This window comes from Heyndrickxia shackletonii (assembly GCF_001420715.1).
In the GTDB taxonomy this organism is placed as follows: Bacteria; Bacillota; Bacilli; order Bacillales; family Bacillaceae_C; genus Margalitia; species Margalitia shackletonii.
This window is the reverse complement of sequence record NZ_LJJC01000004.1, coordinates 2,236,295-2,250,835: the sequence shown is the minus strand read 5'-3', so window position 1 is coordinate 2,250,835 and position 14,541 is coordinate 2,236,295. Positions and strand designations below refer to the sequence as shown.

At 35.9% G+C, this 14,541-nt stretch carries 14 protein-coding genes; all 14 read right to left on the bottom strand.

Annotated elements, in window-relative coordinates; all coding sequences use genetic code 11:
• Nucleotides 1–274 precede the first annotated feature (274 nt).
• Complete coding sequence (locus AN964_RS10675; protein WP_055739658.1) at nucleotides 275–811, bottom strand: MFS transporter; 537 nt, start codon at nucleotides 809–811, stop codon at nucleotides 275–277.
• On the bottom strand, nucleotides 808–2,241 hold the full coding sequence (locus tag AN964_RS10670; RefSeq protein ID WP_055739657.1) for an FAD-binding oxidoreductase: 1,434 nt from the start codon (nucleotides 2,239–2,241) through the stop codon (nucleotides 808–810). Before AN964_RS10670 ends, AN964_RS10675 begins: the two co-directional genes overlap by 4 nt.
• A 305-nt stretch (nucleotides 2,242–2,546) precedes the next feature.
• Nucleotides 2,547–3,110, bottom strand: coding sequence for a YdcF family protein (locus AN964_RS10665; RefSeq protein ID WP_055739656.1), 564 nt, complete (start codon nucleotides 3,108–3,110; stop codon nucleotides 2,547–2,549).
• 103 nt (nucleotides 3,111–3,213) lie between these two features.
• Nucleotides 3,214–3,435 (bottom strand): hypothetical protein, encoded by a 222-nt coding sequence (locus tag AN964_RS10660; RefSeq protein WP_152982369.1) that lies wholly within the window; start codon nucleotides 3,433–3,435, stop codon nucleotides 3,214–3,216.
• Between the two features lie 129 nt (nucleotides 3,436–3,564).
• On the bottom strand, nucleotides 3,565–4,320 hold the full coding sequence (locus tag AN964_RS10655) for an exodeoxyribonuclease III (protein ID WP_055739655.1): 756 nt from the start codon (nucleotides 4,318–4,320) through the stop codon (nucleotides 3,565–3,567).
• Between the two features lie 73 nt (nucleotides 4,321–4,393).
• Nucleotides 4,394–4,693: a hypothetical protein gene (locus AN964_RS10650; RefSeq protein ID WP_055739654.1), complete on the bottom strand. Its 300-nt coding sequence runs from the start codon at nucleotides 4,691–4,693 to the stop codon at nucleotides 4,394–4,396.
• A gap of 23 nt (nucleotides 4,694–4,716) precedes the next feature.
• A complete protein-coding gene (locus AN964_RS10645) occupies nucleotides 4,717–6,123 on the bottom strand; it encodes a radical SAM protein (protein WP_055739653.1) in 1,407 nt (468 codons plus the stop codon).
• A complete protein-coding gene (locus AN964_RS10640; protein ID WP_055739652.1) occupies nucleotides 6,113–6,871 on the bottom strand; it encodes a prolipoprotein diacylglyceryl transferase family protein in 759 nt (252 codons plus the stop codon). Before AN964_RS10640 ends, AN964_RS10645 begins: the two co-directional genes overlap by 11 nt.
• A gap of 440 nt (nucleotides 6,872–7,311) precedes the next feature.
• A complete protein-coding gene (locus tag AN964_RS10635) occupies nucleotides 7,312–8,919 on the bottom strand; it encodes an APC family permease (protein WP_055739651.1) in 1,608 nt (535 codons plus the stop codon).
• 254 nt (nucleotides 8,920–9,173) lie between these two features.
• Nucleotides 9,174–9,932, bottom strand: coding sequence for an ABC transporter permease (locus tag AN964_RS10630; protein WP_055739650.1), 759 nt, complete (start codon nucleotides 9,930–9,932; stop codon nucleotides 9,174–9,176).
• Entirely contained in the window at nucleotides 9,929–10,672 is a 744-nt protein-coding gene (locus AN964_RS10625) for an ABC transporter ATP-binding protein (protein WP_055739649.1), read from the bottom strand. The genes AN964_RS10630 and AN964_RS10625 overlap by 4 nt, the downstream gene beginning before the upstream one ends.
• A gap of 156 nt (nucleotides 10,673–10,828) precedes the next feature.
• Nucleotides 10,829–11,563: a YqcI/YcgG family protein gene (locus AN964_RS10620; protein ID WP_055741217.1), complete on the bottom strand. Its 735-nt coding sequence runs from the start codon at nucleotides 11,561–11,563 to the stop codon at nucleotides 10,829–10,831.
• Between the two features lie 410 nt (nucleotides 11,564–11,973).
• Nucleotides 11,974–13,419, bottom strand: coding sequence for a glycogen synthase GlgA (glgA, locus tag AN964_RS10615; protein WP_055739648.1), 1,446 nt, complete (start codon nucleotides 13,417–13,419; stop codon nucleotides 11,974–11,976).
• A 13-nt stretch (nucleotides 13,420–13,432) separates the two neighbouring features.
• Nucleotides 13,433–14,539 carry a glucose-1-phosphate adenylyltransferase subunit GlgD gene (gene glgD, locus AN964_RS10610; protein WP_055741216.1) on the bottom strand — a complete coding sequence of 369 codons (1,107 nt, stop codon included), beginning with the start codon at nucleotides 14,537–14,539 and terminating at the stop codon, nucleotides 13,433–13,435.
• Nucleotides 14,540–14,541: the final 2 nt, after the last annotated feature.

Here is a 14,541-nt window from a genome sequence, read left to right as displayed (position 1 = left end):
GGGAAAACAAACCCCGCCTTTTTGAGTGCATGTAGAATTAAATTCTAAATACACGAATATTTAAAGAGGAACAGGTCTGAATATCCGTTGTTTCACGATTGGTTTTGCTAAAAATGGGCATACTTATCCCGCATCAAGCTAAAACCATTTGAAAAACAACGGACATACTCATATCGACCCTATTCCTCCTTTGATGTTAAAAATTAGTATTCCACTTCATTTTATAAAAAATAAAGTACATTGTAAAGGGATACTTCACAAAACATTCATAACATTACACTTTTTCCTTCTTCAATAATAGGAACCCGCTTATAAAATAGATAAGAGAAGCTAAATAGAAAATGCTGCCTATGGTAATAAAATCTACGATATACCCTGTAAGAATAATCGCAATAGCAGCTCCTACAGAGGTCCAAACATGATATTTTCCGATTTCTTTGCCAGCTGTTTCTTTCTCCACATTTTTTGCGAGTGCTGTTTTTTCTGAATTTTTTTGTACTGCACCTAAAATACCCATGATAATTTGCAGAATATACACTTGCCAAACTTCTGTAACAAGGGGAAAAAATAACAGAAGAACTGCCATCCCCCATGAGTAGATGATAAATAAAACCTTTTCTCCTAATCGATCCGAAATCTTTCCTATTGTCGGATAGGCAAGCGCAGAGGTTAATGCAAATAGTCCATACGCCCAACCAAACTGTGCGTAGCTGTTACCAACATTTTTTAATAATAGGACATAAAACGGAAAAATCATGCTGCTTGCCATGACAATGATACTTTGATAATAAATGAATCTCTTGTAGGTCATTTTCCATACTCCTCGTAGAATAAGTTCACGAACCGTTCTTTAGGATCGTACTTCCGTTTCATGGTAAAAAATTCATCCGTTCGTGGATACGCTTCATGTAATTGTTTTTTACTAGGGTAAGAGTAGTAAGGTAAATAGTAGCTGCCATGATGATCTAATGTAATATTTATCATCTTCCTAACAACTCTTTCAGTTTGCTTGATATCCTTTTTTGATTGGCCTTGGTTTATTAATAGTACTAGTGCAAACATGTCATCTTTTGCATAAGACATAACGGCCTCTTGATTTTTATCTACAAATCGAATAGTAATATTTAAGAGGTTAAAGTTCTTCTCTTTTTTCAATGTCTCTCTCAAGCTATCTATATAACTTGTAAACTGATTTATGGGAACAAAGTATTCCTGTAACACTTCTGTTCGAGAAGGGCTATCGTATTCCATAAAGTTCGAATCCGATCTCATTACATTGTTTCTTGTTACTAGCTTGCCATCCGTCATCTTCATATATTTCTTTTGAACATCCCAAAACAAATCCTTCCCCCAATTACTATATCTTGAAATTCCTAGAAAAAATTTAGGGATGGCGATGGTTTCTCCTTTTAAATGATTGTAATGGGACAAATCCTGTTGGTTTGCTACTACATAATCTGTTACATACATTTCTTTTAAAAATGTTTTAGGTGCCACGGAGATACGTGATAAATGCATTTTTACAGAGGGTTTATTTAATACATTTTTTTGAAAATATGTTTCATAGTCCTTATAGTCCATAGTTCTTGTTCGCGTTTTATAAAGTTCATCATCTGTTAATTTTAAGGTTACGTCTAAAATAATCCCGAATAATCCATAGCCTCCGATAACCGATTGAAACAAATTTGTATTTTCTTTTCTGCTAACATTTATAATGTTTCCGTTAGGATTAATTAGTCGAAAAGATTCAACTGTGTCAATTAGCGCATCATTTCGAATATCTCTTCCGTGAACATTTACACTAAGTGATCCTCCAATTGTAAAAATATTTTGGGATTGCATAACTTTAATGGAAAGCCCAAATGGATTGATATATTTTTGAATATCATTCCAAGTAGCGCCGCTTTGAACCGTAATCGTTTTTCTTTTTCGATCAAATGCAATGATTTTATTATAAGATTTCATATCTACTAAAATAGCGTTAGGATATAAAGTTTGTCCTCCTTGGCTATGCTGCATACCTGCAATCGTAATTTTGTGATTTGTTTTATTGGCATTTCGGACAAGTTGTTGCAGCTGCTTCTCACCAGTAGCAGATTGAATACTTTTAACAGTAATTGGCAGCAACCGTCCTTTATCTTTTACGACTGGATGAGAAATTTTCTTCTGATAGATGAAAATAGAACTGCCTAAAGCAACCAAGTAAACTAACAACAGGAGGAGCACATAGCTTCTCTTCAATATACTTTCAACCCCTGATATTCATATTATTATTTCATTATAGATATAATTTACAAATTGTTCTATACAAAATCCGTTAAAAAAAGGAAATCAAACCATTTTAAAGGGATGATTTCCTTTTCTCTAATGATAAGAAAGTACAAGTTTTTTAGCATTTAATTATGCCAATAGATTAGACTATCTAGCGTAAGCAGTCATCTGCTAGCGGATATCTCATCCCCTCCCTACGAAAAGCGACATCAGGTGAAGTTTGAAATGCTAATTTTGCTCATCAGAACGTCAGAGCTGCGGCGCTTGTGCTTTTTTTACTTACCTGTTACTCTCCATTTTAAAATTGCTAGATATTCTCTAGCATATAATTTTGCTTTCACTACTTTTGGTGTTTTAGCCGCTAAGGGATAAGCTTTTATCCCTTGATCTTCTGATAGTTTGATAGATCGGAATAAATGAAAATCATTGCTGACAATGACTGCTTCTTTGATACCATATAATTTTTTAGCAAATTTTATGTTTTCATATGTCGTAACAGAACGATCTTCGATTAAAATTCGTTTTGCATCAATGCCATGATCTACGAAAAAACGGCGAACAGCTTCCGCTTCTGATATTTTCTCATCTGGTCCCTGTCCACCGGTTACAATAGCTTTGGTATTAGGATTTTGTTGCAGGTAAACTAACCCCGCTTTTGCTCGTTCATATAATGCCTTTGACATCTGGTCCCCTTTTACTTTTGCACCTAAGATGATTAAATACGGTACGTTCTTAGGTGGCTTCTCATTTGCCACTTGTTTTATTTGGAAATAGGTGAATCCGATATAACCGATAATTAGTAAACAAACTATAATTGCAATAACCTTCCATTTATTCATGCCAAAACCCCCGCCAAAATAATGCTTTCTTTATTTAGACGAAGTCACATCCAGAACGTTTCACGAAAAAAGGAAATCAATTGAATGACTTCCTTTTGAAAAATTACAATATTTTTGTTTTATCCTCTGTTTCAATCTGCATTTTTTCGAGTTCTAGCTTTAGCTTTTGTGTTTCCAATAAATAGTTTTCATGTTTAAGCTTTTCTAATTCTAATTGATCTTTTATATAGCCGGCTTTTATTCTTGCAGTTTTCTGAAAATGACTTGTAATAATCGCAACAATCGGAACAGCAAAAATTATAGCCATAATAATGATATCTTCCAAAGAATCACCTCATCTACATCATCTATTCATTAATATACAATATATTCCGAAAATAATGAAGGGTCTTTAGGGGGACAAATAGGAAAAAAGGCACTTAATTGCTCTTTTAACAATAAAGTGCCATAAGGATTACAATTCAATATCCAGGAATACAGGGCAGTGATCACTTCCCATAATGTCAGGGTGAATACCAGCATCGATTATTTCCTTCCCGAGTCTTTCGGAAGCTATAAAATAATCAATCCGCCATCCAATATTCCGCTCCCTCACCTTATTCATATAAGACCACCAAGTATAAGCGCCTTCTTTTTCCGGGTAAAGGTATCGAAATGTATCAATGAAACCAGATTGGAGAAATTCGGTCATTTTGCCACGTTCTTCATCTGTAAAACCAGAATTACCTCTGTTAGATTTCGCATTTTTCAAATCGATTTCCATATGAGCAACGTTTAAATCTCCGCAGAGAATAATAGGTTTCATCGCATCTAATTCTATTAAATATTCCCGGATTGTATCCTCCCAAGCCAACCGTTTATCTAGCCTTGCCAAATCACGTTGGGAATTAGGAGTGTACACATTCACCATATAAAATTCTTCAAACTCTAAGGTAATGATTCTTCCTTCAGGCTCATATTCTTCCTTTTCAAATCCATATTGGACTGATAGTGGTTTCCGTTTTGTAAAAATTGCTGTTCCGGAATAGCCTTTTTTCAATGCATAGTTCCAATACTGATAATAGCCATCTAAATCCAATTCAATTTGGCCATCCTGTAATTTTGTTTCTTGAATACAAAAAATATCTGCATCTATTTCTTTAAAATAGTCTAGAAACCCCTTTTTAACACAGGCTCTAAGACCATTCACATTCCACGATACCAGCTTCATCCAAATCTTCTCCTTTTTCTAACTATCTCTACTATACTATGAAAAAGGAGTGTATTTCATCTAATTCCACCTATTATCCGTTGTTTAATGAAAAAATCACGAACCCAAAGCAGGCAGAAACTAGTAAGAGGATAATTCCAGCTAATATAAGCAAGCCAATTCCTGTGAACCTTTTACCAATAGCAAGGAAGACAATCATTGTAATAAGATGGACAATCGGCCCAACGAAAAAAAGTAATGTTTCTAGCTGAATTATCGAAGCAATGAGGTATATGACCAGATAAATCCCCATCCCGATGCCAATACCAGCCCAAATACTGCCTTCGCCATTTTTGCCCCCAGATTCCTTACTTGTTTTATCTTGATCTGTCATTCGTTCACCCCATTTTAATAAATTTATCTTCCTGCCAAGACCTCTTCTTGAATTTTCTTTAATTCTAGTTCTTTTTCATCACGATAAAATAAATTATACGTATCAAATGGGATAATTCTTCCATCTGGATGGGCAATATGAACACACGATTTTTTCACAGATCGCACATCAAAATTATGAGCATCCTGAAATTGCATAATAATGACGCGGAAAACATTATCATAGCCGATATCCCCCGGCAAGTTCACTTTTGGCAAACAGCATAACAGATCCTTTAACGACATGGCTGATGAATCAGGTGAATGGTTTAAAGAAAATACTTTGAAGATCATATTGCGGATATTTTCATCTTGTTCGAATACGATCGTATTGCGTTCTCCTTCCAGCAAGATTCGGTGATCAATCATACCAGTTAGAGGTGTTACATTTCCATTCATTTTAAAAGCATAGCCCATCGCCAATGAATCCGGGTGACACGGAACGGGCACCATATCTTTTTCAGCAAATACACCAGATTGATCGATAATCATTTGTCTGACTTCACTTAAAGTGAGTCGATCCGTTTTTGGATCAAAATCTTCCAATCTCCCGGCACTTTGAATCGGCTGGAAGGTGACACCGCGGACACATTTTTGTTCTAATCCGTATTGAATGATTTTCCCAACTTCATGATCATTTAAACCTTTTTTCAATGTGACGACTAATGTCGTAGAAATATTATGTTCATTTAGATTATCTATTGCTTTTTGCCTTACCTTCGTTAAATCTACTCCACGTAATTCCTTTAAGGCGTCTGCTTCAAAACTATCAAACTGCAAATAAATTTCAAAGCCAGGTTTATAGGCAGCGAGTTTTTTTACAAATTCTTTGTCTCCGGCAATTTTCAACCCATTCGTATTTACCATGATATGTTTGACAGGTTTTGACTTTACCATGTCTAATATCTCGTAGAACTGCGGATGGATGGTTGGCTCTCCGCCGCTAATTTGAATAATATCTGGTTCTTTTTCATTTTCGACGATAGCGTTAAGCATGAATTCGATTTGTTCTAACGAGCGGAATGTACCTGTATGCGGGGAAGATTCGGCATAGCAAATTGGGCATTTTAAATTGCACCTTTCCGTAATTTCTAATAGTGTTAGGCAGCTATGCTGTTCATGATCAGGGCATAAACCGCAATCATATGGACAACCATATTTGATCGGTGTATTCCACCTATGAGGCATTTCTGATGGCTTAATGAAATCTCTGCACCATTTGTAATACTCAATATCTGTTGAAATTAACACCTTTTCTTTCCCATGCTTCATACAGGTTTTTACCATGTATACTTTGTCATTTTCAAAAATAATCTTCGCTTCAACCTTTCTTAAACATTTGGAACAAATACTGATCGTTAAGTCATAATAAGTATATGGTCTATTTGGCATGCTGATTCTCCATTCCTTTATTGATGATAGTCGATTTCTTTACTAAAAGTTGAATATAATAAATGATTCCGATAATGCAGGCAAGCTGAATATTATTTAAATGAAAATAAGGATGCGGTGTGGGTTTAATAAAATCAATCATTAATCGAAATGCTAAGTAACTTAGCATAAAAAGCTGAAACAAATATCCTTCCCACAAGACTAACTGTTTTTTCTTAATGGTTATCAAAATAATGATGAGTAATAACAGAAAAACAATTTCATAGATTTGTGTTGGATGCCTCCTTACTCCATCCCCAAAATCAATTCCAGTGAACCAATTTGTGGCAATTCCATATGTATGATCATCTAAGCCAGTTAAAAAACAGCCAATTCTGCCGATCATCATTCCAACTGCTAATGGCAAGACAAAATCATCACCAGTGGAATTTTTCCAGCCAATGATTTTCTTTGCTGTCTCAACTCCAATCAGCCCGCCTAATAACCCGCCTACAATGGTTTTCCCCTCCATCATGTAAGTTAAGTTATTCCAAAGGTGCATCGTTTTGACTGGATCCTCAAACCAATATACAAGCTTGGAGCCAAGCACTGCCCCAAAAATTGCTCCAACAATGACCCACATTGCTTTATCCATCGGTATCCGATTTTTATTTCTTGTATATAAATAAACTCGAAAACCAATAAAATAGGATAAAGATTCAAATAATAGATGGGGGTGAATTCCAAAAATATAAACAGGAAAATGCATAGGACGCTCCTCTTATTAATTTTTTCTTTAACTATCGCTCTTTTCTAAACTTAAATTGCTAATTAGAATCTTATAATCATCCTTATTTGACTAAGAATGAATCACCTTTTAAGCGCACCAATTTATGACCTTTTATGAATTGCAACAATCTAAATGAAAACCGTCTTTACTATTTAAATATTATTCGAGTATATTCGCTTTAATCCTTCTTTTTTCTGCCATTATGCTAAACTTTTCCATAAAGTATTAGGAAAATGATGCACGTTCAGCAGAGTGCACCAATGAAATTTTGTCCTTCGTCCCCCTAATGATAAAATTCATTTTTCCCATTAACTTCATAAACTTTTTCCTTCATCTAATTAAAAAAACAAAATAAAAAGCACAAGAAATCCATAAACTTTCTTGTGCTGGCACTTTATTTCTGGAGCAGTTAATTTTCTTTATACAATCTTCCTTTCCTGCTCAGTACCATATGCTTTTTGGTTCACATCCTCTGCTTCCTTTAGATACTGATTTTCCCAAGCACTTTTCACGCCCCAGTAATAAAAGATAATCGAAAGAACAACCAGAAACACGAAATCCCAACCGTACTTAATTACATTTATTCCGCCAAACTTCTCGCTGCCTATATAAGAAAACAGCGCCATGACGATTAGATACACAATCAGCCATCCGCTTGCTTTCAAATCTTTTCTAAAGCCGGCCCATTTATTTTTTACTTGATAATAGAAATAAAGCGGCAAACCGATAATCATAATAAACATTACTTCACCAGTTAGCGGCCATCTTGCCCAATATAAGATGAACGTTGCAAAGATGAAACCTAATGGTGCAATTATGGAAATTCCCTTTATTCTTAAGGGTCTTCGTAAATGAACACCAATTCTCCTCAAGGCCATCACGGATATAGGTCCGCAAATATAAGAGATGATAGTTGCTACAGAAATGATTTCCGCTAAGGCTCCCCAACCTCTAAACAAAAAGAGAAAGATTAAACTGACAACAAGATTAAAAAACATTGCAGGTCTCGGTACCCCATAAAACGGATGAATTTTTCCAAATATCTTTGGAAAATATCCATTTTCCTCCATACCGTAAATCATCCTTGCTGTTGTGGCAGTGTAAGTGGTCCCGGTACCTGATGGGGAAACAAATGCATCTAAATATAGGACAATTGCCAACCAATTAATCCCGAGTGCAATTGCGAGGTTTGCAAATGGAGAACTAAATTGAATAGTACCCCATCCTTTTGCAGCCAGTGACGGATTCACAGCCCCGATAAAGGTAATTTGCAATAATACATAAATAATAACGGCAATAAGCAGCGATCCAATGATTGCGATTGGAATCGATCGCTTTGGATTTCTCGCTTCGCCAGCCATATTAATAGGACTTTGAAATCCATTAAACGAAAAGACAATGCCTGATATTGCTACAGCCGTAAAGACACCTGACCACCCATTGGGGGTAAACCCTTGAGAAGGAAGATGGAAATTACCAGGATGAAAACCAGCTGTCATTATTCCTACAATCGTTAAGAGTGGTATGACAATTTTAAAAACAGTAATTATATTGTTTGCTCTCGAGAATAATTGCACTGTCCAATAATTTAAAAAGAAATAGATAAGTAAAAGCACAATGACGAGTACAATTCCAAAAAGAGTTAAATCATTACCGTTCATAAGGGACTTAGTCCAAGCAAACGGCCATGAATGCATGTATTGTATCGAGGCAATTGCTTCTGTTGGAATTACGGAAACGATTGCAATCCAGTTCGCCCATGCCGCAATAAAACCGACGAAGGATCCGTGTGTATATTGTGCATAACGAACCATTCCACCCGACTCTGGAAACATGGAACCGAGTTCAGCATAAGTTAGTGCAATGAAAAGGATGACAATCATCCCAATAATCCATGAAAATATTGCAGCAGGTCCAGCAATTCCAGCCGCCCTCCAAGCACCAAATAACCAGCCTGATCCTATGATGGATCCTAAACCAGTCATCATTAAACTGAATGTCCCCATACTTCTTTTAATAGAGCTCATGTAACATACCCCTTTCAAATGTTGTGAAAAATATTATTTTATAATAACTTCCAATTTATTTACCCATTTTTCAAAATAATAAAACTTCTGCGTGATATTATATTGCTATAATTTACTCCGATAAGTAACTAAGCAAAAAGTCACTGGACTATTTACCACCCGCAAATTATTTCCCGAAATTTAAACAAATGACAGATAAGCTCATGAAAAAAAGCACATGGTTTATCCAAGTGCTTTGTAAATTATCTATATAATTAATTCCAGTCTTCTATCACCAATTGCTGATATTTATTAAATAAACTAGGGTAAATCAATAATCCCAAAATAATTCCGGTAAAAGCAGCTGCAGCCATAATCATAAAGACAATAAGCAGCTGGAGCCTCACAGCGTGAATTGGATCTGCCCCAGCAACAATTTGCCCCGTCATCATGCCAGGCAATTGAACCAAACCAATTGTTCTTTGGCTTTCTATCGTTGGGATTAGGCTAGATCGAATCGATTCTTTAATAATCGGAAAAATTGCTTGCTTTGGTGTACTGCCTAAAGACAACAGTAAAATGACCTCTTGTTTTCTTAAATTTAAATCTGCCTTTAAACGATTTAAATACAAGCTTGCAATGACCATCGAGTTTCCGATAACCATACCGCTTATGGGGATAATATACTGCGGTGTAGCAGGGATTATATGAACACCGAGTAGAAATGCCATCGTTATCGATTCCACTGCTAAAATCGTAATAAAAATTTTCCACGTAATATGACGTAAACCTTTTGCACGTTTTACAGCATTTCTAGCAGCTACATAAATCATGGCTAGAAGCATGATGATAATAGCAATTGGATGATTTAATCCAAAAACTAATTTTAATACATACCCAATAATTAACAATTGAATGGTTGCACGGACAGATGTAATTAAAAGGTCTTTTCCCAGTCCTAATTTAAACGATTTTGATAGAATGAGAGCAGCAAATACAAAACCAAAGCTAAGAAAAAGCGCTAGTGTATTCATGGTAAATCCGTCATCCCCTTTGCCAGGAATTGCTTTGTTCTATCGTCTTTTGGGGTGGTGAAAAACGATTCTGTCGGGCTATGTTCGACCAGTTCCCCGTTCACAATCAACCAGCTGTGTGTTCCCACTCTTCTCGCTTGATCTAAATCATGAGTAACCCAAAGGATGGTTGTATTCTCTTCTTTATGTAAATTTAATATCAAATGCTCAATTTCCCTAACGGAGCTAGGATCCAATGCGGAAGTAATCTCATCAAGTAATAAGATAGAAGGACGATTCACTAATGTTCTCGCCAATCCCAATCGTTGCCTTTGCCCGCCTGATAGATCTTGAACATTTTTATGTAACAAGGACTCTGGAAGACTGACTTTTTCAAGAAATTGTTCAGGATGGTCTATATTCATTTGATGAATACTTGCAGGAAGTAGCAAATTATCTAGAACTGTTCCGGGTATCATCGGTGCGGCTTGAAAAGCAATTCCTACCGTCTGTCTTAATTCCGGGATATTCCAATTTCTTACTTCCTTGCCGTAGATGAAAACGTCCCCTTCGTCTGGAGTTAATAATAAATTACACATGGATAAAATCGTACTTTTACCAGATCCAGATGGCCCAAGGATCGTAACAATTGAACCATTTTCAATAGTTCCATTGATATGGTTAAGCACTCGTTCAACCTTCCCATTTGTGGAAAAAGACTTAGAAACTCCCCTCAATTCCACAGTATTCGATTCCAACATGTTATCTACCTCTCAACTAAAATTAGATAACATAAGAGTACCATAATCTTTACGAAATCTAACGTTTACATTGTAAAAAAAATACACATCAAAAAATCATCTATGTATTTATTCTCCGTAAAGAAAAAAACACCTAATTTGATTAATAGGTGTTTTTTAATTCTTCCAGAATTTCCTAAATGGACAGGAAGGTAAGGAAGTATCATCATCTCGCAAATAATATTGCTTCCATTCAAAATTATCATTTTGACCGTACCATTTTAAATCAGGATGTGGCGGGGCATTATCATATTCCTCCAAACGAGCACGGATGATTTTTTTCATTTTATTCGCTTTAGCAATAGAAGAACTAAATTCATCAAGTACCCACCTAGGGGTAATTGCCAGCATAAAGTATGGAAAATGTCTGCTTTTCCTTTTTTCATGAGCAGGTGTTGCACAATAAATAAAATACCGTTCGTTATTATAGCAAAATTCCCAAGTAGGATCATTTGGATCAGGGGAAATCGTTTCAACCCATTCCTCTTCATCCAATGTGCTTACTCGGTTTAATAGCCCCCAAAAAAGCTGTTCAAAATCATTTACCGTGTAATTACTTTGCAGCTTCAGCGGCGTCTCAAAAAAGATAATAAGGGCTGTATATATTCCCATCTCTCTTGAAGCTTCACCGTAGGTTTTTAATAATTCGGCTAATTCAAACGAAGCCTTCTCTTTCCTCGGATCACTTGCAAAGCCAAATCTCATGTGGTTTAATTTATATCCTTGATAAGCTGGAATACATGGGAATTTTAATGTTTTATGTGTAATCTTCTCATCAAAAGCAAGAAAAGCATCTTGTTGCCATTTGTCCAATGAGGCTAATAATATATCTTGATCATATAAGATAACCATCGGCACATACCTCCCCCTTTACCTTATTAAAAGTTGAAGGAGTGGGTGACTGTCCTAGATTTTTAGATGAACTCATATAGGCAATTGCTTTCTTTTCGTAAACAGTTAGAAATTGGGACAAGTTTGGATAATTACTTGGTAGTGCATAAAGAACAAATGTTTGCTGATTTCCTTTTGACTAATTCTAAAGATCAAGTAGAAATTGCTTTCACAGTGAAATGTCCTTGACTAGCTCTAAAGGACAAGTTTGAGGTGATTTCCGGGTGAGTTGTCCTTTTGACGGAGCTTAAGAACAATATTTGATTATTTTACACGTGTATTGTCCTTTATCTGGGATAACCAGGAAATTAACATGAACCATAAAAAAAAATGCACGAAAGCAGCTTCGCACATGTCCAACCGATCCAATATTATATTCGCACCAACTTATTCTGCAAAAGCCCTTCGTAAATAGCTTTATATTGCTCTGATGAAGCTTCCCAGCTAAAATCAAGGTGCATGACCCGACCAACTAATTCTCTCCACTTATTTGGCTGGAACCGAAATAACCAAACTGCCCTTTCTATCGTGTATAGCATATCATGGGCATTGTAGTGCTGGAAACTAAAGGCATAGCCCTCATTCGTAAACTCATTGAAAGGAATTACTGTATCAGATAGACCGCCGGTTTCCCTTACAATTGGCAAGGTGCCATATCTCATTGCTAATAGCTGCCCAATTCCGCATGGCTCAAACTGTGACGGCATTAAAAATAGATCAGAACCCGCATAAATTTTTCTGGCTAGGACTTCGTTAAAATAAGGATGATAGGATATTTTACCTTGATACTTTTCGGCAAGCTGCTTAAAGGCATTTTCATATCGTTCCTCACCAGTTCCCAGTATAATCAAGTGAACATTTAGACTCATGATTTCATGTATTACACGTAAAACTAAGTCAATTCCCTTTTGCTCTACTAGTCTTGTAACCATTGAGATGACAGGAATTTCCTGATTAACTGACAAAGATAATTCTTCCTGCAGCTTTGCCTTGTTCAGCATTTTTTCATCATAATCTGCAAACCTTGTAAAAATATGTTCATCCGTTTTAGGATTATATAATTCATAATCTAATCCATTAATGATCCCAATTAGATGATTACCTTGTTTTCGCAGGAAGCCATCTAATCCTTCACCGTAATATGGCATTTGAATTTCTTCTGCATATTTCGGACTTACCGTTGTCAAATAATCTGCATAAGCAAGGCCAGCTTTTAAATAACTGACATTCCCGTGATATTCCATTCCGTCCATATGAAAATACAATTCACTTAAATCTAACAAATCTGCCAACACTGTTTTTGGATAATTGCCTTGATAGCGTAAATTGTGGATGGTAAATACAGTCTTAATATTTTTATATAAAGGATGATTTTTATAGTGTGCTTTCAACAAAACACTGATTGGACCTGTTTGCCAATCATGGCAATGAATGATATCTGGCTTATCTCTTAAAAAGGGAATTGCTTCTAACACAGCTCTTGAAAAAAAGGCAAAGCGTTCACCATCATCAAAGAATCCATAGCTCCCATGTCTTTTAAAATAATATTCATTATCAAGAAAATAGTAGTGAATTCCATCATTTTCTATTAGCTCAATCCCACAAAACGCGCGTCTCCATCCGACTGGGACCTCGATGCTTTCCAATAGTACCATCTGTTCTTTAAAATGATTGGACAAATCACCGTATTTCGGCAAAATCACACTTACACCGATGCCTTGTTTTTTCAACGCTTTTGGCAGAGCCCCTATTACATCACCAAGACCGCCCGTTTTGATAAAAGGTACACATTCTGATGCAGCAAATAATATATTCATCTCCCGACCTCCATTAAATAATTTCTGCCTTTTTAATGACTCTTGGCCGGTGGTCGCCAGTTACGACTCGATCCTTTGTGATTTTTGCCTGTTTATCCGAAATCACATTATCTACAAATGCACCTTCTTCAATTTCACCCTTTTGCATAATGATGCTGTTTTTTACGACGGCACCCTTTTTCACTTTTACTCCGCGAAATATGATGCTGTTTTCGACTGTTCCTTCGATTTCACAACCATTTGCAATTAGTGAATTCGAAACACAGGAGGAGGCGGAATATTTAGCAGGTGCTTCGTGCTTAATCTTCGTATAAACTGCCCAATTATCACGGAAAAAGGAACTTGCAATATCCCTATTAAGAAATGCCATATTACTATCGTGAAAGCTTTCAATAGAATGAATAAACGGCAAACTGCCCACGAATTCATAGCCGGTAATCATTAATTTATTCAAGTTTGCTTTCACAATATCTTTTAAAAAGTCATATTCATCATTTTCCGTACACTTTTTTATTAAATCTATTAAAATATATTTATTAATAATATAGGTTTCTAAACATATGTCTTGGCCATGGCGCGGAAATGTATATAAATCAATATCGCTAATAACGCCTGTTTTATCGATACTGCAGCGGTGATACATCGGTTTTTGTACAGGCGTTCCATCATATTTTTTGTACACTACCGTTATATCTGCTTTCTTATTGCGATGCTCACGAATAATCTCCGTAAAGTCCATTTTACAAACTTGGTGTCCAGGTGTAATGATTACTGTATCTGCTGCCGAACGCTGAAAAAATTCAATATGGTCTTGAAACTGCTGAAGATCCCCTTTTATTTCTTTTTCCGGGTGAATCGGAGGTAAAATAAATAATCCCCCTGTACGGCGGTCGAGATCCCATTCCTTACCGGATCCTAAATGATCCATTACAGACCGGTATTTTTCCTTAGTAAAAACAGCGACAGATTTTACCCCTGCATGGATAAAATTGGATAACGTAAAATCTATAAGACGGTAGCGTCCGGCAAAAGGGACGGAGGCTAAGCAACGATTGTATGTTAATTCCTTTAAAAAATTCTTTTCATTTATAAGATTTATAATTCCAACTACACTATCCAACA